The organism is Oceanisphaera arctica (assembly GCF_002936955.1).
Lineage (GTDB): Bacteria > Pseudomonadota > Gammaproteobacteria > Enterobacterales > Aeromonadaceae > Oceanimonas > Oceanimonas arctica.
Genome location: NZ_MPZM01000006.1, coordinates 102,996 through 124,376 on the forward strand (window position 1 = coordinate 102,996; position 21,381 = coordinate 124,376).

Sequence of the window (21,381 nt, forward strand, 5' to 3'; positions counted from 1 at the left end):
CCACTGGAACACCGAGTTGTCCGAGATTGGCATGACAGTCAAACAGATCGAGTGCTCAATGTAATTGGTATTATTTCCCGATACAGAAGCTCGAAAAAATCCGGCCCAGCAGGTCATCGGAGCTGAATTCGCCGGTGATCTGGCTCAGTTGTTCCTGGGCCAGGCGTAGTTCTTCGGCGACCAGTTCGCCGGCCATGTACACTTCCAGCTGCTCCTTGGCCATGATCAGGTGCTGATCGGCGTGGTGCAGGGCGTCCAGGTGACGGCGGCGGGCGCTGAAGCCGCCCTCGGTGCCGCCCTGAAAGCCCATGCAGGCTTTCAGGTGTTCCTTGAGCGCCTCTACGCCCTGACCGGTCTTGGCAGAGATGGGATAGACCGGGTGTTCGCCATCGCTGACCACCGTCATCGCCTCACCGCTCAGATCCGCCTTGTTGCGTACCACCGTCAGACCGATGTGGGCCGGCAGCCGGTCGACAAAGTCGGGCCAGATGTCCTTGGGATGCAGGGCATCGGTGGTGGTGCCGTCGACCATGAACAGGATGCGATCGGCCTGCTCGATTTCGCTCCAGGCCCTCTCTATGCCGATACGCTCCACCGCATCGGTGGCCTCACGCAGGCCAGCGGTATCGATGATGTGCAGCGGCATGCCGTCCAGGTGGATATATTCGCGCAGCACATCGCGGGTGGTACCGGCGATGTCGGTCACGATGGCCGATTCCTTGCCGGCCAGGGCGTTGAGCAGGCTGGACTTGCCGGCGTTGGGCCGACCGGCGATCACCACCTTCATGCCTTCGCGCATGATGGAGCCCTGACGGGCCTGGCGCTGCACCTCGGTCAGCCGGTCCATGATGCCGTACAGCTCGCCGGCGATCTTGCCATCCGACAGAAAATCCACCTCCTCTTCGGGGAAGTCGATGGCCGCTTCCACGTAGATACGCAGGTGAGTGAGGGCTTCCACCAGGCTGTGAACATGATTGGAAAACTCGCCCTGCAGCGATTGCAGTGCCGATCGGGCGGCCTGTTCGCTGGAGGCTTCAATCAAGTCGGCAATCGCCTCGGCCTGAGCCAGATCCAGCTTGTCGTTGAGGAAGGCCCGTTCGCTGAACTCACCTGCCCGGGCCGGACGCAGGCCGGGCAGGTCCAGGATGCGCCGCACCAGCATGTCCAGCACCACGGGGCCGCCGTGGCCCTGCAGCTCGAGCACGTCTTCACCGGTAAAGCTGTTGGGCCCCTTGAACAGCAGGGCGATGCCCTGATCCAGCACCTGGCCCAGTTCGTCCCTGAAGGGCAGATAGTCGGCATAGCGGACTCTGGGCACCTTGCCGAGCACGGCCTGAGCCACGGCCTCGGTATGAGGGCCGGAAACCCGGATGATGCCCACACCGCCCCGGCCAGGGGCGGTGGCCTGGGCCACTATGGTATCGTTCGACATCTGTTCTGTTACTCCACAACTACTGGCCTGTGCATAAGCCGAAGGGTGACATTATGCAGGTCACTCACATGTCAGGAGGAGGTAAAAGGGATTAGCTCAGCCGACCGTGACATGCCATGGATGGCATGTCCGAGCCCCCAGGGATGGGTTTACGGCGTGTCGGCGGAGCTAACCCTTTTTCCGCCTTCTTCACTATCTTGCCTGTCATTTTGTCACAAAAAATAAAGGCGACCCCAGGGTCGCCTTCAGTGTATTGATTTCTGGCGCTGGCGGCCAGCAAACAGCCTTAGGAAGCGGCTTTGCTGTGCAGGCCTTTCTTCTCCAGCTGGCGGAAGATATACCACTGCTGGGTGATGGTCACCACGTTGCTCACCAGCCAGTACAGGGTCAGACCGGCAGGGAACCACAGGAAGAAGAAGGTAAAGATGATCGGCATGAACTGCATCACCTTCTGCTGCATCGGATCGGTTACCGTGGTCGGGCTCATCTTCTGGATCATGAACATACTGGCACCCATCAGGATGGGCAGCACGAAGTAGGGGTCACGAACCGACAAGTCATTAATCCACAGGAAGAAAGGCGCGTGGCGCAGTTCTACCGATTCCATCAGCACCCAGTACAGAGAGATGAAGATAGGCATCTGTACCAGAATCGGCAGACAGCCACCCAGCGGGTTGACCTTCTCTTTCTTGTACAGCTCCATCATGCCCTGAGACATCTTCTGGCGATCGTCGCCATGACGCTCACGCAGGGCTGCCAGTTTGGGCTGCAGCATGCGCATCTTGGCCATGGAGGTGTACTGGGCCTTGGTCAGCGGATACATGATACCGCGCACCACGAAGGTGGTCAGTACTATGGCCAGACCCCAGTTGACCACGAAGCTCTGCAGGAAGTGCAGCAGCTTGAACAGCGGCTGGGCGATAAACCACAACCAGCCGTAGTCTACGGTCAGATCCAGATGCTCGGCGGCGGCGGCCATTTTGTTCTGCAGCTTGGGACCCAGCCACAAGTCGGCAGACAGGGTCTGCTCTCTACCCGGCGCCACTGTCACCAGCGGTGCCTTGAAGCCGATGATGGCCTGGCCCTGATTGTTCAGTGAGCGAGTATACAGCTGGTTCTGTTCCTGCACCGGCGCAATCCAGGCAGACACAAAGTAATGCTGCAGCATGCTGACCCAGCCGCTTTCGGTGGTCTGGTTCAGGTTGGCTTCACGTACCGATTTGAAATCATACTTGCTGTAGCGGGTTTCGCTGCTGGAGTAGGCCGGGCCGCGATAGGCGGAAGCCATCAGCATGTTGCCGCCTTCTTCGTTCGGATTGACTTCGCTCTGCTTCAGCTGACCGTAAAGCTGGGCCTGTACCGGCTCGGCACTCTGGTTGTCGATCACGTAGCCGACATTCACCACGTAGTTGTCACGGGTGAGGGTGAAGGTCTTGGTGAACGCTACGCCCTTGTCGTTGGTGAAGGTCATGGGCACGGTCAGGCTGTCCTGACCTTCGGCCAGCTCGTAGCTGGTCTGTTCGGTGTGATAAACAGGGCGACCGGTGGCGCTGCCATCCGGGCCGTCACGACCGATAAGACCGCTCTGAGCCACGTTGACGAAGTTGGCGCCGTTGCTGAGCAGCACGAACTTGTCGTCGGAATTCAGTTCGTCGTCATGATCCAGCAGCTCGGCGCGGACCACATCGCCACCCTGGGTGTCGATGGTCAGCTTGAGGCTGTCGGTGGTGATGGTCACCAGGCGGCGACTGGCGGTCGGAGCCACGTCGGTGGGTACTTCGCCATCGGCCAGATCCGACTCGGGAACAAAACTGGCGTCGTCGGTGCTGATCTGGGAGTTTTGCTGCGCCGTCACTGGCTGCGGCGCTTTATCCGTCTGCCACTGTTGCCAGATGAGGAAACTCACCAGCAGCAGAGCGATAACAAGTATATTGCGTTGAGATTCCATAGTTTATTTTCTTCGCTGTGTCGGGACCGGGTCGTGGCCGCTTGGACCTAAAGGATGGCATTTTAATAGACGTTTGACGGTTAACCAACCGCCTTTTAAAAAACCGTGGAGCCGGATGGCTTCAATGGCGTATTGCGAACAGGTGGGAGTAAAGCGGCACCTGGGCCCGAGCAGAGGACTGATGACCAGCTGGTAAAGGCGAATAAGGCCTACGCTGAGTCGTTGCAGCGGCGAGAAAGCGTGCGCCATAGCCTATCCAGCAGCTCGAACAGCTCGTCGTTGGGCACATCCCCGATACCTTTCTTGGCGATCACCACAATATCAACGTTGGGCAGATTATGTTGCTTCAGGCGAAAGGCTTCGCGGGCAACACGTTTGACCCTATTGCGCCAAACGGCACGTTTAAGTGCTTTTTTGGGTACAGCTAGTCCCAACCGGGGGTGCCCCAGTTCGTTTGGTTTGGCAAGAAGTGTGAGATGTGGGGAAGCGGCTCTGACAGGGTTGTCGAAGACGTTTTTAAAATGGGCGGGAGTTAACAAACGTAACTCCCGTGTAAAGGTATGCCGGGCCATTAGGCGCTCAGACGGGCACGACCTTTGGCGCGACGAGCGACCAATACTTTGCGACCATTTTTAGTGGCCATGCGAGCACGGAAACCGTGGCTACGCTTACGCTTCAGGTTTGAAGGTTGAAAAGTGCGTTTCATAGTAGTTATTACCGCTGTGTCAGTTTGCTATACAGTTTGACCATGTGCTCGACAGACGCATAAACATCACCGAGACGGCCCCACCAAAGAGGCCGAATTCTAAACAGTTCTGTATATAACGTCAATCCACATGGCGTTGATTGACGACCCCGAAGGCAAAGTATTTTGCCGGGCGAGATCGATCCCGGGATCCTTGATGATCGCGGGGCTGGGATTATACAGTCCCCGGAGGCCGGTGCAACTAAAAGCACAGGGATCCTGTGGTGGCGAGATCCTTTAGCCGTTTTCGTTCCGATCCGGCAACACCTTGCGCAAAAAGGCCCGGGTGCGGGGATCCTGGGGGTTGGTCAGCAACTCGGCGGGCGGGCCCTGCTCCACTATGTGGCCGCCGTCCATGAAGATCACCCGGTCGGCCACATCGCGAGCGAAGCCGATTTCGTGGGTGACCACCACCATGGTCTGGTGCGCCAGCGCCAGCTTCTTCATCAACCCCAGCACCTCGTCCACCCATTCCGGATCCAGCGCCGAGGTGGGCTCGTCGAACAGCATCACCTTGGCATGGCTGGCCATGGCTCTGCCTATGCCCACCCGTTGCTGCTGGCCGCCGGACAGGGATGACGGATAAGCGTCGACTTTATCCTCCAGCCCGATATCGCCCAGAATGCGCAGCGCCTCGGCATTGGCCTCGGCTTTAGGCTTGTTCCATACGGTGATCAGTCCCTCGGCGATGTTGTCGCGGGCGGTCTTGTTGGCGAACAGCGCATAGTTCTGAAACACGAAGGAGGTGCGTTTGCGCAGCGCTATGGCGTCCTTGCTGCTATGTCTGGCGAGATCGATGGCGAAGCCGTCGATGTCCAGGGTGCCGGCCTCCGGCGTTTCCAGCAGGTTCAGACAGCGCAGCAGCGTGGATTTACCGGTGCCCGAGGGCCCCAGTATCACCACGATTTCGCCTTTCTTTATATCCAGACTGATGTCGTTGAGCACCGTCTGGCCGTTGTAGATTTTGGTCAGGTTACGCAGTGTAATCATGGTGCTCCTAATAAGCGGCGTTCAGCCGTCGTTCCAGCAAGGTTTGCAAATAGGTAAAGAACACCACCACCGCCCAATAAATCAGGGCGACCGCGATAAAGGCCTCGAAAAACTTGAAGCTGCTGGAGGCTTCTTTCTGGGCCGAGGCCATGATTTCGGCCACCCCCAGGGTGAAGGCCAGCGAGGTGCTTTTGATCATGTCGATGAAGTAGTTCATCAGCGATGGCGTGGCGATTCGTGCCGCCTGGGGCAGTATGATTCGCCGCATGGCCTGACTACGGGTCATGCCGATGCTCATGGCTGCTTCCATCTGACTCTTGTGCACCCCGAGGATGGCGGCGCGAATCGATTCTGCCATGTAGGCGGCAAAATGCAGGGTCAGGCCGATAACGGCGGCGCTGAAGGCATTAAGGCCGATGAATATCGGCATGATTTGCGGCAGGCCGTAATACAGCAGAAACAGTTGTACCAGCAGCGGGGTGCCGCGAAAAAAAGAGATGAACAGCTTGGCCAGGGCATTGAGCACCGGCAGCTCGAAGGTTCTGATTACCGCAAGCCCCCCTGCAATAATCAGGGCGAATACAAAGCCCAGCAGCGCCATTTCCATGGTCGTGCCCAGATATCTGAACAGGATCGGAAACAGCGCCAGGGTATAGTCGAGATCAAATTGCATGGTTTATTTGCTGGTGATGTCAGCGCCCAGCCATTTCTCCGAAATTTGCGTCAGGGTACCGTCGGCACGCATATCGGCCAGGGCCTGGTTCACCTCAGCCAGCAGCGCCTGCTGTTGGGGCTTTTTCACGAAGGGAAAGGCGTTTTCCATGGTCTCGAACGGCTGACCGGCCAGTTGCAGCGGCAGTCCGGCTTCCTTGATCAGCTGGGCGGAGCCGACTCTGTCCATCACGAAGGCATCGGTACGACCCAGCGCCACATCCTGCTCCAGGTTGGTCTCGTAGGTGATGATGTTGATTTCGTTGTTGGTGTCGTGCTTGCGCATCAGCTGTTCGAAGTTGGAGCCCAGATTGACGGCGACCTTCTTGCCTTTCAGATCTTCCAGACCCTTGATGCTGTCGTTGCCCTTGCGCACTACTATCTGGGCGCCGTCGTACACATAAGGGGTGGCGAAGTCATACTTTTCGAGCCGTTCAGGGGTAATGGTGATCTGGTTGGAAATGGTGTCGATGCGACCGGTTTCCAGCATGCCGAACAGGCCGGAGAAGTTGGTGGTCACAAACTCCACTTCGCGGTCGAGGCGCTTACCTATCTCGTTCCATACATCGACTTCAAAGCCCTGCAGCTTGTCCTGCTGCACGAAAGTGAACGGATAGTAACGACCGGACATGCCGACCTTGACCGCATCGGCCGCCATGGCCGGAGCAAGCAGGGAAGTGGAAAGGGCCAGTACGGCACCGAGTAGCTTGATGGATTTGAACATGAATAACTCTCCTGGTGGTCACGGCATGACCGCAACGGGTGCAGTCATCATGGTTACAGCATAAATGATGAGGGTCTTTTTATACCAGCCAAAGCTGGTGTGCCAGTTTTTTACAAATTAATAACCCAGAAAAATGGGATATTTAATGACATCTGGTTATAAGAACGGGCAAAGATAACCCGTTCAGCAGGTCGGGGAGGTCGCTTTTGGCAGCAACCACTGGGTGAATAGTCGGGTGGCGACCGATGCATGGCGGTGACTGGGTTCCAGCAGGCACAGATAGCCCTTGCTGGGCATACTGCGGGGCAGGGCCTGCACCAGAGTACCTTCCTGCAGGTAGGGCTGCAGCAGCCGGGCCCAGCCGAGGGCGATGCCCTGGCCGGCCAGGGCCGCCTGCATCAGCAGCTGATAGCTGTTGGTCTTGAGGGTACGAGTGGGTGACTGGTAGGGCTCTTCCAGGGCATCGAACCAGTCTTCCCAGGTCAGCCAGTCGTGAAAGTAGTCTTCCAGTTCCAGCAAGGTGTGTTCGCGCAGCATCTGCTGCGGGCTGGTCACAGGCCCTGCCTGCTGCAGATAACCGGCGTTACACACGGCGATGACTTCTTCCTGTTCCATGATGCGGGTGATCTGTACGCCGGGCGGTTCCTTTTCTCCGGGCACCAGATAATACAGGGCAAGATCGTACTCGCTCAGATCCAGTTGCCTGGGGTCGGCCATGGTCAGGATGCGGATTTCGATCTGTGGATGCAGCCGCTGCAGTTCGGGCAGTTTACGGGTCAGCCACATGGAGGCGACAGTAGGGCTGGATGCGAGGGTCAGCTGCAGGCTGCCCTGACGCCGGGTCAGGGCGGCGGTGCCGCTGGCCAGTTCTCGCAGCAACCGCTGCACCAGCTGAAAATAACGCTCTCCCGCCGGGGTCAGGAGCACGCCCTGGGCATCGCGATGAAACAGTGGCCGACCCAGGCACTCCTCCAGCCGCTTTATTTGCCGGCTGATGGCGCTCTGGGTCAGGCTGAGTTCGGTCGCCGCCTGGGTGAAGCTCTGGCTGCGCGCCGCCGCTTCAAAGGCCTGCAGACAATTGAGGGGGGGTAGGGGCTTGATCCGTTGGAACATATCAGTTTCCTGCGGCTGTCCTGTACTGAATAAGCCCCTACTTTACTCCCGGCTGGTTCCCAAGGCTACTGGGCAAGCCGCGGAATACGGTATTCCCAGCTCTTGTCGTTGAACAAGTCACCATCCAGCCAGGCTTGCTGCCGGGCGCTCAGGTAGAAATGCTGTTCGTCGCAGGCCAGGTGCAACTCGCTTTCTACCCGCACTTCCCAGTCATCCCGTCCGGCCCGATACAGCCAGTGAATATCGGCCTTGGTGGCGTCGGGATCTTCGGGGCGGGTGCGATATTCCTCGGTGGCTTTCTGCTCTACCCACAAGCCGTGATCGAGGAAGCGATAGGTGCCCATGTCGTCGTCGACCCGCACGCAGACTTCGCCGCTGGCTACGTCTTCGGTAATGGTGCGCTTGGGGCTGGACTCGCGCAAAAAGTCCATGTTGACCGGCTGGGCGGACTCCGGCGGCTGGAAGGGGTTGTCGATGGACTCGCCCCGGTATACCGGCAGGGTCAGACGTTGCTGGCCAGGCACCAGGCTCAGGGTGGTCAGCTTGGGGCTGGGCCAGAGCAGCGGAAAATGAGCGGTGGCGATGGCGACACGCAGCCGGTGGCCGGCGGGTACCTTATAGCCGATGTTGTCCAGCTGTACCTCGAACGCCATCTCTTCGCCCGGTACCGGCGGCTCCAGCACTGCGGGGTCATTGCGCAGGGCCAGGTTGAGGGTGCCGTAGCTTATCAGGGTGGCGCGGCCGTCCGGCGCTACATCGCTGAGGCGCACCGTGACCTGACCGCAGTCCTGATCCACCGAACCTCTGAGCGCTATGCTGGGGTTGCCCAGCAGCGGCAGCGACTCGCTCAGCGGCGCACTGTCGAAACACAGGGACAGGGCATCGTCCCGGCGCTGATCGGTAGGGAAGTCGGGGCCGAACCAGATGGCGCAGTATTCGCCGCCGTGCACCCCTGTGGTGAGCGGAGAGCAGACACCGGCGGGGGAGGTCATTGCATGTTCACCCGGCTTGAGGCCGTTGTCGGTCAGGCTGAACTGCTGTTGCTCTACCTGGCTGGCGGGCCAGCCGTCGGTCTGTACCCAGTCGCCGGGGCGGTAAGCGGTCATGGCGGAAGGCGGCTGAGCCTCCTGCAGGTAGAAGGTGCACTCGGGCTCGTCCATGATGCCGGTGTCTATGCCCTTCAGCCAGTGATCCCACCAGCGCAGGGCTTCCTGCAAGAAGCCGATGGCCGGATCCGGAATGGCGAAGTGGGGATACTTGTGGATCCAGGGGCCAATCAGCGCCTTCTTCGGGCACTTGAGGTGCTCCATCATCCGTACCGGGGTATTGCGATAGGCATCGCCCCAGCCACCGACGCAGTACACGGCGGCCTCTATATCCTCGTAGTTTTCGCAGATGGAGCCGTGAGCCCAGTAGGCGTCCCGGGTGCTGTGTTCAATCCAGGGCTTGGCCAGCAGCGGCATGTTTTCGAGCCGGTGCTTCCACATTGCCTGCCAGTCGTCGCCCACCAGGCGGGGATCCGGCACGGCGGCAGAAAAGCTCAGCATGGTGGCGGCCCAGCCCATGTTTTCCAGCAGCAGATTACCGCCCTTGAAGTGTACGTCGTCGGCGTAGCGGTCGTCGGTGGAGCAGATGGTGATGATGGCCTTCAGCGGCTTGGGCCGGCGCGCCGCCAGCTGCAGGCTGTTGAAGCCACCCCAGGAGATACCCATCATGCCCAGATTGCCGTTGCACCAGGGCTGGCGGCTGATCCAGTCGATTACCTCGAGCGCGTCGTCCTGCTCCTGCTTCAGATATTCATCCAGCATCAGGCCGTCGGACTCGCCGTTGCCGCGAATATCCACCCGCACACAGGCGTAGCCATGGCCCGCCAGGTAAGGGTGGGTCAGGGCATCGCGTACCGCAGTGCCGTCGACCTTGCGGTAGGGCAGATATTCCAGGATGGCAGGCACTGGATGCTGCTCCGCATCGGCGGGCAGCCATATCCGGGCGGCCAGGCGGGTACCGTCCTTGAGCGGGATCAGCAGGTGCTCTATTTCACGCACCTGACGGGGAAACTCATGCTTGGTGTGCATTGGTCGGTGTTCCTTCAAATGATGAGGTGTGGGTGTCGCTGGCCGATGCCGGTGCCGGGCTGGAGGGCATGGTCACGAGGGCCGGATTGGACAGCCAGTGCCACAGGGAGCCACTGGCCAGCAGAATAATAAACATGGCGGGCAGACCGCCCAGGTTGGACAGCATCTTGACGCCGTCGAGGCCGACGAAGGACACCATCACCCAGGACACGGTGCCGATCACCGAGCCCCACAGCACCTTGATGCCCAGGCTACTGTCCAGGTCGCTGTCGGCGGTCAGACCGTTGGTGCAGAGACCGCCGATGGCATCGGTGTTGGAGTCGGCCGCGGTGACATAGGAGATGAAGGCGATGAACAGCAGCAGCACTATCATGATGTTGCTGCCCGGCAGCTGCTCGAAGATCCGATACAGCACATGTTCCACGCCTTCGTTGTTGAGCACATCGTTCAGGCCGGCCGCCTGCTGCATATCCAGAAAGATGGCCGTGCCGGAGAAGATGCAGATCCAGACGATGGCGAACAGGGACGGAAACAGCAGGTTGATGCGGATGAATTCACGCACCGTGTAGCCACGGGCAATCTTGCCGAGGAACAGGGCGGTAACCGGGGCCCAGGCAAACCATACTGCCCAGTAGAAAATGCTCCACCACTGGGGCCAGGGATCGCTGGCGGCGGCGCCGGTGAACAGGCTGCGGGTAAAGAAGGTGTCCAGGTACAGGCCGAAAGATTCGGTGCCCAGGGCGATCATGAAGATGCTGGGGCCGAAGCAGAACATGAACACGCCCAGAAACAGCAGCAGCCAGGCGTTCAACGCCGACATGCGCGCTATGCCTTTTTTCAGGCCGCTGGCGGCGGAAAACACGAAGGTGGCCACGATCAGCGCGATGATGATGCCGAGGCGCAGCGGGGTGGTTTCACCGCCCAGATACTGACCGGCGCCACCTGCCAGGGTCAGGGCACCGGTGCCAAGAGAAGAGGCCATGCCGGCCACCAGGGCATAGAGCGCCACCGCATCGATGAAAGTACCGAAACGACGGGTGATGCGGGCGCCCAGCACCGGCTCCAGCATGCTGCCGATGGAGAAGCGCTTGCGCTGGTTATAGAAGGCGAGGGCAAACACCAGCGAGGGAATGGTGTAGATGGCGTAGGGGGTAAAGGACCAGTGCAAAAACATGGTGGCCATGGCGAAGCGGGCGGCATCCGGTGAGCCGGCTTCGAGCCCCGAACTTTCGGGCGGCCCGAACAGATGATAGAGCGGCTCGGCGGTGGTCCAGAACAGCACGCCGACCGCCAGGGTGGTGCACAGGGTGATGGAAAACCAGCGCCACCGGCTCAGCAGCGGTTCGGCCTGATCGCCACCGATACGGATTTTTCCGAGCGGCGAAAAGTAGACCACCACCGCCAGTACCAGCAAGTACAGGCTGCCGAGGCTGAACAACCAGGAAAAATTGTCCAGTATGGCGCTGTTCAGGGTTTTGGTGGTGGCGAGAAAGGTGTCCAGATCCAGATAACTGGCAAGCAGGGCTGCCATTAGCAGCAGGAAGGTGGGCCAGAATACCAGGGGCCTGAGGTTGGTCGATGACATATTATCAATCACTCCGTGATGGGTACTGCATATCCTTTTTGTTCTTTTCAGGAGGCAGGATAAAACACCCCCGATCTTGCAACCTTAAATTAACATGGCTTTCAGTCTGCCTAGGGGCCCTGAATCGCTCAATCAACATCTGAGCATGAGGTCATGATCACCGATCATTGGCACCATGTGCGGCGGCTTCGATTTGACGGATCGAGCGATCCGCTATGGTGTGTGTAGCTTGTTTATAAATCGAAGGATCCTGTGTATTAAGTTGAAAGTTATTCACAGATGTCAAGGATCATATTTTACAGGATCGAGACGATCCGGCTAGAGATCCAGCCTCTGCCTCAGTAGAATAACGGCCCCTTGATTGATCCCTTTGTTCCAGGAGTTCTGATGAGCGCTATGCTTTGGCAGCAGTGTCTTAACCGGCTACAAGATGAATTGCCTTCGGCAGAATTCAGTATGTGGATCCGGCCGCTGCAGGCGGAGCTGGGCGATAATACCCTGACCCTGTTTGCCCCCAACCGTTTTGTACTCGACTGGGTACGGGATAAGTATCTGCTGAGGATCAACGGTCTGCTGAGTGAATTCTGTGGCAGCAACTGTCCGCAGATGAAGTTCGAGGTGGGCAAGAAGCGTACGCCGGTCAACCTGGTGACCAGCAGCAGTAACAGCGGCAATAGTGGTAACAGCAGCAGGACTCAGAGCCGGGTGCAGACCACCCCTTCCTGGATCGAACAGGCCGACGATCGGCCGCAGATCACCTATAAGAGCAACATGAATCCCAACTATACCTTCGACAACTTCGTCGAGGGTAAGTCGAACCAGCTGGCCCGGGCCGCGGCCCGTCAGGTGGCGGACAATCCGGGTGGTGCCTACAACCCGCTGTTTTTATATGGCGGTACCGGCCTGGGTAAGACTCACCTGCTGCACGCGGTAGGCAACGGCATTCGCGCCCGCAAGGCCGATGCCAAGGTCATCTACATGCATTCCGAGCGCTTCGTGCAGGACATGGTCAAGGCGCTGCAGAACAACGCCATCGAAGAATTCAAGCGCTACTACCGCAGCGTGGACGCCCTGTTGATCGATGATATTCAGTTCTTCGCCAACAAGGAGCGCTCGCAGGAAGAATTCTTTCATACCTTTAATGCGCTGCTCGAAGGCAATCAGCAGATCATCCTGACCTCGGATCGTTACCCCAAGGAGATCAACGGGGTCGAAGACCGGCTCAAGTCCCGCTTCGGCTGGGGCCTGACGGTGGCGATAGAGCCGCCGGAGCTGGAAACCCGGGTCGCGATCCTGATGCGCAAGGCCGACGAGAATAAGATGCGCCTGCCCGACGAAGTCGCCTTCTTCATAGCCAAGCGGCTGCGGTCCAACGTGCGCGAGCTCGAAGGGGCATTGAACCGGGTGATGGCCAACGCGAACTTTACCGGCCGGGCCATCAATATCGACTTCGTGCGCGAGGCGCTGCGTGACCTGCTGGCACTGCAGGAAAAGCTGGTGACCATCGACAACATTCAGAAGACGGTAGCCGAATACTACAAGATAAAGCTGGCGGATCTGCTGTCCAAGCGCCGCTCCCGCTCGGTGGCGCGCCCGCGCCAGCTGGCCATGGCGCTGGCCAAGGAGCTGACCAATCATTCCCTGCCCGAGATCGGCGACGCCTTCGGGGGCCGCGATCACACGACCGTGCTGCACGCCTGCCGAAAAATCGGCCAGCTCCGGGAAGAGAGTCATGATATAAAGGAAGATTATTCCAATCTTATCCGCACCCTGTCTTCCTGAATCGGAGAACCCCATGCAGTTTACCATCAGCCGCGAAGCGATACTGCGACCCCTGCAATTGGTATCCAGTGCCCTGGGGGGGCGCCCTAACCTGCCGATCCTCAACAATATTCTGCTCAGCGTCGTTGATGACGCCCTGTCGATGACCGGTACCGATACCGAAGTCGAAATGGTGGCGCGGGTCGAGCTGCAGGGTAGCGTGACCGCCGGTCGCACCACGGTGCCGGCGCGCAAGATGCTGGATATCTGCCGGGGCCTGCCCGATGGCGCCGAACTGAAATTTACCCAGGAAGGAGAGCGCCTGATCCTGCGCTCCGGACGCAGCCGTTTCAATCTGTCCACCCTGCCGGCGGAAGACTTTCCCAATATCGAGGAATGGAGCTCCGAGCTGGAATTCGATATCAACCAGCTGGCATTGAAGAAGCTGATTGAATCCACCCAGTTCTCCATGGCCATTCAGGATGTGCGTTATTACCTCAACGGCATGCTGTTCGAGACCGACGGTCAGTGGCTGCGCACCGTGGCCACCGATGGCCACCGCCTGGCCACCTGTCAGCGCCAGCTGCTGGCCGACGAGCTGCCGGCCCAGCAGGTGATAGTGCCGCGTAAAGGGGTGTTGGAGCTGGTCAAGCTGCTCGAGCACGAGGAGCAGGATGTGCGCCTGCAAATCGGCAAGAGCAACATCCGGGCGGTCACCTCGGGCTTTATCTTCACCTCCAAGCTGGTGGATGGTCGCTTCCCGGATTATCGCCGGGTACTGCCGCGCGAGTGTGACAAGACCCTGATTTGCGGCCGTGAAGAGCTGCGTCAGGCCTTTTCCCGGGCGGCGATTCTGTCGAACGAAAAATTCCGTGGCGTGCGGCTGAACATGCAGGCACAGGTATTGAAAATCACCGCCAACAACCCGGAGCAGGAAGAGGCGGAAGAGGTGCTGGATGTGGATTATCAGGGCTCGAGTCTGGAAATCGGCTTCAACGTTTCCTATGTGTTGGATGTGCTCGGCACCCTCAAGTCCGACAAGGTCAAGGTCAGCCTTAAGGACGCCAGCAGCAGTGGTTTGATCGAGGCGGAAGACAGCGGGGATGCACTGTACGTAGTGATGCCGATGCGACTGTAGGCATGGCGCTGCTCAATCTACAGTTAAAGGACTTTCGCAATATCCATCATGGCCGCCTGGTGCCGGCCGCCGGTATCAACCTGCTGGTGGGTGCCAACGGCAGCGGCAAGACCAGTATACTGGAAGCCATTCATTATCTGGGCTTCGGACGTTCCTTTCGTACTCATCTGACCGGTCGGGTAATTCAGCAGGGTGAACCTGCCTTTACCCTCTTTGCCCGGGTGCGGCAGCATGATGACAGCCTGCCGGTAGGCCTGAGTAAAACCCGCAGTGGCGATACCCGGCTCAAGGTCGGTGGTCGGGCCGCCGAACGGCTGGCCGATCTGGCAAACATTCTACCCATTCAGTTGATCCACCCGGAAGGGTATAATCTACTGACTGGCGGTCCCAAGTTGCGACGGGCCTACCTGGATTGGGGGCTTTTTTATTCCAATGCCCGTTTTTTTACCGTCTGGGGACAGTTTCGCCGGTTGCTCAAGCAGCGTAATGCCCTGTTGCGACAGCTGCGGCCTTATCGGGAACTGAGTTACTGGGATCAGCAACTGGTGAGCGTGGGTGAAGAACTGAGTCTGTTCAGGCAGCAATATGCCGAGGCTATCGAGCCGGTGATCCGCCTGATAGCGGCAGATTTTCTGCCTGAATATGATTTTTCGTTCGACTTTTTCCGTGGCTGGGACCGGCAAACGATGCTGGCCCAGGTATTGGAGCAGGGCCTTGAGCGGGATCGCGGGCTGGGCTATACCCAGTCCGGACCGCATAAGGCAGAGATCAGGATAAAGGCCCGGGGCATGCCGGTGCAGGATTTGCTGTCACGCGGCCAGCTCAAGTTGCTGGTGTGCGCCATGCGGCTGGCCCAGGGCCTTTATCTGAAAACCCAGTCCGGACAGGACTGTATTTTTCTGATCGACGACTTTGCGTCTGAGCTGGATGAACACAAGCGTGCTTTGCTGGCGCACCGGTTAACCGAACTAGGTGCCCAGGTATTTGTTTCCGCTATCGATGTGGCCCAGCTCAGTCAGATGATCACACGGGATAACAGCAAGCTGTTTCACGTGAAACAGGGTGAAATCACCGAAACCCAGGAGTGCGAGTAAGCCAATGAGTGAACACACTTACGACTCTTCGAGTATTAAGGTATTAAAAGGTCTGGATGCGGTCCGGAAACGTCCGGGCATGTATATCGGCGACACAGACGATGGCACTGGCCTGCACCACATGGTGTTTGAGGTGGTGGATAACTCGATAGATGAGGCCCTGGCCGGGCATTGTAAAGACATCGTCGTGACCATTCACGTGGATGGCTCTGTTTCCGTGTCCGATGATGGCCGGGGTATTCCGGTCGATATTCACGAAGAAGAAGGCCGCTCCGCCGCCGAGGTTATCCTCACGGTGCTGCACGCAGGCGGCAAGTTCGACGACAACTCCTACAAGGTGTCCGGCGGCCTGCACGGCGTGGGTGTGTCTGTGGTGAACGCCTTGTCCGAAAAGCTGCAGCTGACCGTATGGCGCAGCGGCAAGGTGCACGAGCAGACCTACCGGCACGGTGAGCCCCAGGCGCCGCTGGTGGCGGTGGGTGATACCGCCAAGTCGGGTACCCTGATCCGCTTCTGGCCCAGCCATGACACCTTTACCAATACCGAATTTCATTTCGATATTCTGGCCAAGCGTTTGCGTGAACTGTCGTTCCTGAATTCGGGCGTTTCCATTCGCCTGCTCGACGAGCAGGAAAACAAGGAAGTACACTTCGAGTATGAAGGCGGCATTCAGGCCTTCGTCGAGTACCTCAACCGCAACAAGACCCCGATCCACCCCAAGGCGTTTCATTTCGTCACCGAGCGGGAAGACGGTATTTCGGTTGAAGTGTCGATGCAGTGGAACGACTCCTACCAGGAAAACATCTTCTGCTTTACCAACAACATCCCCCAGCGGGATGGTGGTACCCACCTGGCCGGTTTCCGCGCGGCGCTGACCCGTACCCTGAACACCTTCATGGACAAGGAAGGCTACAGCAAGAAGGCCAAGACCTCGGCCTCAGGTGACGATGCCCGTGAAGGCCTGACTGCCGTGGTATCGGTCAAGGTACCGGATCCCAAGTTCTCGTCCCAGACCAAAGACAAGCTGGTGTCGTCCGAGGTGAAAACTGCGGTCGAGCAGTCCATGGGCGAACGCCTGAGCGAGTTTCTGCTGGAAAACCCGGGAGACGCCAAAATCGTGGTCAACAAGATCATCGATGCGGCCCGGGCGCGGGAAGCGGCGCGCAAGGCACGAGACATGACCCGCCGCAAGGGCGCTCTGGATCTGGCCGGCTTGCCCGGCAAACTGGCCGACTGTCAGGAAAAAGATCCGGCGCTGTCTGAACTCTACATAGTGGAGGGTGACTCGGCGGGTGGCTCGGCCAAACAGGGCCGTAACCGCAAGAACCAGGCGATTCTGCCGCTCAAGGGTAAAATCCTGAACGTGGAAAAGGCGCGCTTCGACAAGATGCTGTCTTCTCAGGAGGTGGCCACCCTGATCACCGCCCTGGGCTGTGGCATCGGCCGGGACGAATACAACCCGGACAAGCTGCGCTACCACTACATCATCATCATGACCGATGCGGATGTGGATGGTGCTCACATCCGTACCCTGCTGCTGACCTTCTTCTACCGGCAGATGCCGGAAATTGTCGAGCGTGGTTACATCTATATCGCCCAGCCGCCGCTGTACAAGGTGAAAAAGGGCAAGCAGGAGCAGTACCTGAAAGACGAAGACGCCATGCTGCAGTACCAGACCAGTCTGGCACTGGACGGCGCCAGCCTGCACGTGAACGAGTCGGCTCCGGCCATCGGTGGCGAGCATCTGGAAAAGCTGGTCAATGATTTCCGCAAGGTACAGATACTGATTAACCGACTGTCACGTCGGGCGCCGGAGCTGGTGCTCAACGAGCTGATTTATCAGCCGGAACTGACGCTGGATGCCCTGACCGATGAAGAGCAGGTCAAGAGCTGGGTCGCGGCCATCAACCTGTCGCTGGAAGGAAGCAACACCAACGGTGCCGAGTATCTGCTGGATTACGGCTTCTTCGAAGAGCGCAGCTGCTACCTGCCCAAGGTGAAAGTCCGTCAGCACGGTATCGAGCGGGAATTCCCGATCAGCTACGACTTCTTCGCCTCTGGTGAATATCGCAGCATCGTCTCTCTGGGCAAAGGCATCGCCAATCTGATGGAAGAAGGCGGCTACGTGAAGCGGGGCGAGAAGACCAAGACGGTATCCAGCTTTGCCGAAGGCCTGGAATGGCTGATGCACGAGAGCAAGCGTGGCCTCTATGTACAGCGTTACAAGGGGCTGGGCGAGATGAACCCGGACCAGCTGTGGGAAACCACCATGGATCCCGGCTCTCGCCGCATGCTGCAGGTGACCATCGAAGATGCGGTGGCCGCCGATCAGCTGTTCTCCACCCTGATGGGTGACCATGTAGAGCCGCGTCGCGAATTTATCGAGACCAACGCGCTCAAGGTCGCCAACCTGGATATCTAAGCCGGTTTGACCCTTATGGTTTGATCACCACTTTGCAGAATGCCGTCCATCAGGGCGGCATTTTATTTTGGGGAGCTTTCAGGTACTCTGACCTGAAAATAAAGATATAAACCTGTTATTTTTCTGGCGGTTAACGTATCCCCCTGAATTTAAAGGGTGTTACGCGGAGCCAGCGTTATCGCCCGACGCCGGCCAGGTATAAAGCCACTTACACAAGTCTACTTACACAAGAATTCTTCCACTATGACGTCATCATTTCCCCTCGGCATCCGGCTGTTATGGGATGAACTGCAGCTGATGCAGGCCCCCGGCCTGTACTGGGTTCATGCGGATCGGCAGGCCGATGCGACTTCGCTGTGCCGACAGGTTATCGGTTGCCAGTCGGCCGAGACCCGGGCGGCATTGATCTGCGCCGGTAGTTCTCCGGCAGAGATAGTCGAGGGGCTGGGTGATGTGGGGCCTCAGGCCTTGCCGCTGTTTTCATTGCCGGAAGACGGGCGGGCCCTGATGCAGTTGCGCGAGGATCTGATGCGCGGGCTCAAGCCCCGTGGCCGCTTGCTGCTGCTGTGTGCCCCCGCCCGGCTCTGGCAGGATGATGTTGAACGGAAGAGATTGCACGGCTGGCTATCAGGGATGAAACGCTGGCTGGGTAAACAGGGTTGCACCCTGCTGATTGTCAGTCATGGTTCGGGCAGTGGCTCACTGGATACCGCACTGCTGACGGAATATGGCACCCTTTCGGGTCTGGTTCGGCTGCGCTGGCAGCAGGACCAGCATGCCTATGAGGTGGCGTTCTGGTGTAACCAGGGTGGGGTCAGCGCCAACCAGAAGCTCGCACTGACTCCCGATGGACTGGGCTGGCAAGTTAGGGAAGAGGACCGGCAGCAACCCCAGCCCCGTAACGACGAACACCTGATCCTGTGCCAGAAAAAGGTGCTGGAAGGTGGCGTAGCCCTGACTGATCACTGGCGTCTGTTTGACAGCAACGAGGCGCTGGCCGAGGCGGGACAAGAGGCACAGGCAGCCACCCTGGTCTTTTCGCTGCAATACAGTCAGAACATCGAAGAACTGACTCGCAAGATACACGGGCTTCGTCGCCGGTGTGGCAAGGGCCTGAAACTGGTGGTGCGGGAAATGGCAGTCAGCTTGCGTCAGGCCGATGAGCGGATGCTGCTGGCCTGTGGTGCCAATCTGGTGGTGTCGCATCATGTTCCCCTGTCCCGTTTTCTGACTCAGCTCGAGGGGATTCAGGGACAGGACTTTGTGCGCCATGTGCCCTCGGATATGGATCCCTTGCTGAATGCCCTTAAACCACTCCGGCTGAAGGGTGTTATCAGGCATGAGCGTTTCTGTGCTGCCCTGACTGAGTTGATGGCGCACCCGCTGCTTCCGGAAGACGGCAAGGGTGTGCTGGTCGCGCTGCAGCCAGAGCCCGGGCTGATGGCGGTACAGGCCCTGACACTGTGTCGGATAAACAGGGATGGTGATCTGGCCACGGTGGCCGACGATTGCCTGTTCCTGTTTCTTTTTTCCTGTGTGATCAACGATCTGGATCTGGCCTTGAACCATGTCTTCCGGCTACCGGTGGACGGCCTGTTCCGCCAGCGGAAGGTCTGGCATCAGGACGGCCATATTCTGGACCAGTTACAGAAAATACGACGGCAGCAGGCACCGGAATGGTTACCGGCTCAGGTTGTCGACGAGAGTGATGTTGGGCAACTGGTTACCCCCGACGCTCCGGCCCGGCGACAACCCCAGGCCATCCGCCTGCCGGTCTTTCGGGAGGAATAGGTATGTATATCAGCGATATAGTGGGGATTTTTCTGTTGTGTGCGGCAGTCATGCTGCCACTGGGCTACTTACTGCGGGACTGGTTTCCTCGTCTTCGACAGTGGCTGAGTGCCTTGCTGTTATCACCGCTCTACCTGAAATCCGAAGGGATAAGGCGGCGCGAATCCATTACCCCTGCAGATGCGAAACATGAACAAAAACATTAACACTGCCAGCCAATCCACGTCTTCCTTGCCGCTCCTTGGGCAGTACTGGCGTGGCCTGGGAGGCTGGAATTATTATTTTCTACTGAAGTTCGGTTTGCTGTGGTACGGCTATCTGAATTTTCACCCGCTGGCCAACCTGGTATTGGTGGCATGCCTGTTGTTGCCGATTCCGAATATCAGGCTGCATCGGCTGCGGCACTGGCTGGCAGTGCCGTTTGGTATCGGACTGTTTTATCATGATACCTGGCTGCCCGGTATCGGGAGCCTGCTGAGTCAGGGTGATCAGCTGGCGGGTCTGAGCGGGACCTATCTGCTGGAGTTGATACAGCGCTTTATCAACTGGCAGATGCTGGGAGCGGCGTTCGTGCTCTGGGTCGCCTACCTGTTTCTGGTGCAATGGCTCCGCTTCACCGTGCTGGTGGTGGTGGCCCTCGGCTGGCTGAATGTGCTGGATATGTCCGGTCCGGCGATGAAGCTGCTGCCGGTGGTGGAACAGCCGATGGCGGGGCGTCAGTTCGATAAGCCGAAGGCCGCTTCGGACATGGTGTCTCCGGCCGATATTCCGGCTACCAATCAGAATCTGAATGCTGCGCTTGATGCCTTTTATCAACGAGAACAGCAGCGACAGACCCGATTTCCGAACTCGCTGCCTGCCGATGCGGTGCCTTTCGACTTGCTGGTGATCAATATCTGCTCCCTGTCCTGGTCGGATCTTGAGGCCGTCAAGCTGGCATCACACCCCGTATGGCAGCGATTTGACATACGTTTCCAGGATTTCCATTCGGCGACATCCTACAGTGGGCCGGCCGGGATCCGCCTGTTGCGTGCCAGCTGTGGCCAGTCTGCTCAGCAAGCCCTGTATAAGCCGGCCGATCCCCGGTGCTACCTGTTCGACAACCTGGCGCAACTGGGTTTCGGCACCCAATTGGCCATGGATCATGACGGTGACTTTGGCGGTTACCTGACCGATCTGCGCCAGCATGGCAACATGCAGGCTCCGCTGATGTCACAGCAGGGTATTTCCCGGGCCCTGGTTTCGTTCGACGACGAACCTGTGTTGAATGATGCGCAACTGTTCAGCCGCTGGCTCCGGCAGCGACAGGCTGATGGCGATACCCGTAGCGCCACCTTCTTCAACCTTATCCCGTTGCATGATGGCAACCGTCTGCCCGGGAAAAACGAAACCGCGCCCTATCGGGATCGTGCCCTTGACCTGTTCGATCAGCTGGACGCCTTCTTCGAGCAGCTGGAGCAGTCCGGCCGCAGGCTGATGGTGGTGGTGGTGCCCGAGCACGGGGCGGCGCTGGTTGGTGACAAGGTACAGTTGTCCGGCCTGCGCGATATTCCCAGCCCTTCCATAACCCGGGTTCCGGTCGGCATCAAGCTGTTTGGCATGCAGGCCCCGCATCGGGGACCGGCCCTGGAAATTGAAACCCCCAGCAGCTATCTGGCGATCTCCGAACTGATCGCCCGGCTGGTGGATGGCAGACAGTTTGAGGCGGAAGCTGTCGACTGGCAGGCGCTGACCCGGGGGCTGCCGCAAACGGCGGCGGTGTCGGAAAATGACAATGCGGTGGTGATGGAGTTTCAGGGCGACAGCTATATCCGCCTCAACCAGGGTGACTGGGTGCCCTATCCCCGATGAT

General features: G+C 58.7%; 18 protein-coding genes. 7 read left to right on the top strand and 11 right to left on the bottom strand.

Going from position 1 to position 21,381, the window contains the following annotated elements; translation table 11 throughout:
* Positions 1–70: 70 nt before the first annotated feature.
* The 11 genes from mnmE to UN63_RS04715 all read right to left on the bottom strand — a co-directional run bounded on the left by mnmE (position 71) and on the right by UN63_RS04715 (position 11,323).
* Positions 71–1,432, bottom strand: a complete 1,362-nt coding sequence (gene mnmE / locus UN63_RS04665) for a tRNA uridine-5-carboxymethylaminomethyl(34) synthesis GTPase MnmE (protein WP_104485615.1) — start codon at positions 1,430–1,432, stop codon at positions 71–73.
* A gap of 286 nt (positions 1,433–1,718) precedes the next feature.
* Positions 1,719–3,380, bottom strand: coding sequence for a membrane protein insertase YidC (gene yidC / locus UN63_RS04670; protein ID WP_104485616.1), 1,662 nt, complete (start codon positions 3,378–3,380; stop codon positions 1,719–1,721).
* A 3-nt stretch (positions 3,381–3,383) separates the two neighbouring features.
* Positions 3,384–3,629 (bottom strand): membrane protein insertion efficiency factor YidD, encoded by a 246-nt coding sequence (gene yidD, locus UN63_RS04675; protein ID WP_181068175.1) that lies wholly within the window; start codon positions 3,627–3,629, stop codon positions 3,384–3,386.
* A complete protein-coding gene (rnpA, locus tag UN63_RS04680) occupies positions 3,590–3,952 on the bottom strand; it encodes a ribonuclease P protein component (RefSeq protein WP_104485617.1) in 363 nt (120 codons plus the stop codon). The genes yidD and rnpA overlap by 40 nt, the downstream gene beginning before the upstream one ends.
* Complete coding sequence (gene rpmH / locus UN63_RS04685) at positions 3,952–4,086, bottom strand: 50S ribosomal protein L34 (RefSeq protein ID WP_104485618.1); 135 nt, start codon at positions 4,084–4,086, stop codon at positions 3,952–3,954. Before rpmH ends, rnpA begins: the two co-directional genes overlap by 1 nt.
* 276 nt (positions 4,087–4,362) lie before the next feature.
* Positions 4,363–5,115, bottom strand: coding sequence for an amino acid ABC transporter ATP-binding protein (locus UN63_RS04690; RefSeq protein WP_104485619.1), 753 nt, complete (start codon positions 5,113–5,115; stop codon positions 4,363–4,365).
* Between the two features lie 7 nt (positions 5,116–5,122).
* Complete coding sequence (locus UN63_RS04695) at positions 5,123–5,788, bottom strand: amino acid ABC transporter permease (RefSeq protein ID WP_104485620.1); 666 nt, start codon at positions 5,786–5,788, stop codon at positions 5,123–5,125.
* 3 nt (positions 5,789–5,791) lie between these two features.
* Positions 5,792–6,550 (bottom strand): amino acid ABC transporter substrate-binding protein, encoded by a 759-nt coding sequence (locus UN63_RS04700; protein ID WP_104485621.1) that lies wholly within the window; start codon positions 6,548–6,550, stop codon positions 5,792–5,794.
* 183 nt (positions 6,551–6,733) lie between these two features.
* Positions 6,734–7,663 (bottom strand): LysR substrate-binding domain-containing protein, encoded by a 930-nt coding sequence (locus UN63_RS04705; protein WP_104485622.1) that lies wholly within the window; start codon positions 7,661–7,663, stop codon positions 6,734–6,736.
* A gap of 65 nt (positions 7,664–7,728) precedes the next feature.
* Positions 7,729–9,738 (bottom strand): CocE/NonD family hydrolase, encoded by a 2,010-nt coding sequence (locus UN63_RS04710; RefSeq protein WP_104485623.1) that lies wholly within the window; start codon positions 9,736–9,738, stop codon positions 7,729–7,731.
* The gene (locus tag UN63_RS04715; protein WP_104485624.1) at positions 9,722–11,323 is read right to left on the bottom strand and encodes a BCCT family transporter; all 1,602 of its coding nucleotides are present in this window, start codon (positions 11,321–11,323) and stop codon (positions 9,722–9,724) included. The genes UN63_RS04710 and UN63_RS04715 overlap by 17 nt, the downstream gene beginning before the upstream one ends.
* 387 nt (positions 11,324–11,710) lie before the next feature.
* On the opposite strand from UN63_RS04715, the gene dnaA reads away from it, so the two are divergent.
* From dnaA to bcsG, 7 genes are all read left to right on the top strand, one after another.
* Positions 11,711–13,105: a chromosomal replication initiator protein DnaA gene (gene dnaA / locus UN63_RS04720; protein ID WP_104485625.1), complete on the top strand. Its 1,395-nt coding sequence runs from the start codon at positions 11,711–11,713 to the stop codon at positions 13,103–13,105.
* A gap of 13 nt (positions 13,106–13,118) precedes the next feature.
* Positions 13,119–14,222 (top strand): DNA polymerase III subunit beta, encoded by a 1,104-nt coding sequence (dnaN, locus tag UN63_RS04725; protein ID WP_104485626.1) that lies wholly within the window; start codon positions 13,119–13,121, stop codon positions 14,220–14,222.
* Positions 14,223–14,224: 2 nt separating this feature from the next.
* Positions 14,225–15,316 (top strand): DNA replication/repair protein RecF, encoded by a 1,092-nt coding sequence (gene recF, locus UN63_RS04730; RefSeq protein ID WP_104485627.1) that lies wholly within the window; start codon positions 14,225–14,227, stop codon positions 15,314–15,316.
* Between the two features lie 4 nt (positions 15,317–15,320).
* Positions 15,321–17,738 (top strand): DNA topoisomerase (ATP-hydrolyzing) subunit B, encoded by a 2,418-nt coding sequence (gene gyrB, locus UN63_RS04735; RefSeq protein WP_104485628.1) that lies wholly within the window; start codon positions 15,321–15,323, stop codon positions 17,736–17,738.
* A 243-nt stretch (positions 17,739–17,981) separates the two neighbouring features.
* The gene (gene bcsE / locus UN63_RS04740) at positions 17,982–19,529 is read left to right on the top strand and encodes a cellulose biosynthesis protein BcsE (RefSeq protein WP_104485629.1); all 1,548 of its coding nucleotides are present in this window, start codon (positions 17,982–17,984) and stop codon (positions 19,527–19,529) included.
* A gap of 2 nt (positions 19,530–19,531) precedes the next feature.
* Positions 19,532–19,735, top strand: a complete 204-nt coding sequence (gene bcsF, locus UN63_RS04745) for a cellulose biosynthesis protein BcsF (protein ID WP_104485630.1) — start codon at positions 19,532–19,534, stop codon at positions 19,733–19,735.
* Positions 19,719–21,380, top strand: a complete 1,662-nt coding sequence (bcsG, locus tag UN63_RS04750) for a cellulose biosynthesis protein BcsG (RefSeq protein WP_104485631.1) — start codon at positions 19,719–19,721, stop codon at positions 21,378–21,380. The genes bcsF and bcsG overlap by 17 nt, the downstream gene beginning before the upstream one ends.
* The last annotated feature ends 1 nt before the right edge of the window (position 21,381 follow it).

Excerpts from the sequence above, each read along its gene's own strand:
- dnaN (WP_104485626.1), top strand. The coding sequence starts at position 13,119 with ATGCAGTTTACCATCAGCCGCGAAGCGATACTGCGACCCCTGCAATTG.
- yidD (WP_181068175.1), bottom strand. The coding sequence starts at position 3,629 with ATGGCGCACGCTTTCTCGCCGCTGCAACGACTCAGCGTAGGCCTTATT.
- rnpA (WP_104485617.1), bottom strand. The coding sequence starts at position 3,952 with ATGGCCCGGCATACCTTTACACGGGAGTTACGTTTGTTAACTCCCGCC.
- yidC (WP_104485616.1), bottom strand. The coding sequence starts at position 3,380 with ATGGAATCTCAACGCAATATACTTGTTATCGCTCTGCTGCTGGTGAGT.
- UN63_RS04710 (WP_104485623.1), bottom strand. The coding sequence starts at position 9,738 with ATGCACACCAAGCATGAGTTTCCCCGTCAGGTGCGTGAAATAGAGCAC.
- gyrB (WP_104485628.1), top strand. The coding sequence starts at position 15,321 with ATGAGTGAACACACTTACGACTCTTCGAGTATTAAGGTATTAAAAGGT.
- UN63_RS04695 (WP_104485620.1), bottom strand. The coding sequence starts at position 5,788 with ATGCAATTTGATCTCGACTATACCCTGGCGCTGTTTCCGATCCTGTTC.
- rpmH (WP_104485618.1), bottom strand. The coding sequence starts at position 4,086 with ATGAAACGCACTTTTCAACCTTCAAACCTGAAGCGTAAGCGTAGCCAC.
- UN63_RS04705 (WP_104485622.1), bottom strand. The coding sequence starts at position 7,663 with ATGTTCCAACGGATCAAGCCCCTACCCCCCCTCAATTGTCTGCAGGCC.
- recF (WP_104485627.1), top strand. The coding sequence starts at position 14,225 with ATGGCGCTGCTCAATCTACAGTTAAAGGACTTTCGCAATATCCATCAT.
- mnmE (WP_104485615.1), bottom strand. The coding sequence starts at position 1,432 with ATGTCGAACGATACCATAGTGGCCCAGGCCACCGCCCCTGGCCGGGGC.
- UN63_RS04690 (WP_104485619.1), bottom strand. The coding sequence starts at position 5,115 with ATGATTACACTGCGTAACCTGACCAAAATCTACAACGGCCAGACGGTG.
- bcsG (WP_104485631.1), top strand. The coding sequence starts at position 19,719 with ATGAACAAAAACATTAACACTGCCAGCCAATCCACGTCTTCCTTGCCG.
- UN63_RS04700 (WP_104485621.1), bottom strand. The coding sequence starts at position 6,550 with ATGTTCAAATCCATCAAGCTACTCGGTGCCGTACTGGCCCTTTCCACT.
- UN63_RS04715 (WP_104485624.1), bottom strand. The coding sequence starts at position 11,323 with ATGTCATCGACCAACCTCAGGCCCCTGGTATTCTGGCCCACCTTCCTG.
- bcsF (WP_104485630.1), top strand. The coding sequence starts at position 19,532 with ATGTATATCAGCGATATAGTGGGGATTTTTCTGTTGTGTGCGGCAGTC.
- dnaA (WP_104485625.1), top strand. The coding sequence starts at position 11,711 with ATGAGCGCTATGCTTTGGCAGCAGTGTCTTAACCGGCTACAAGATGAA.
- bcsE (WP_104485629.1), top strand. The coding sequence starts at position 17,982 with ATGACGTCATCATTTCCCCTCGGCATCCGGCTGTTATGGGATGAACTG.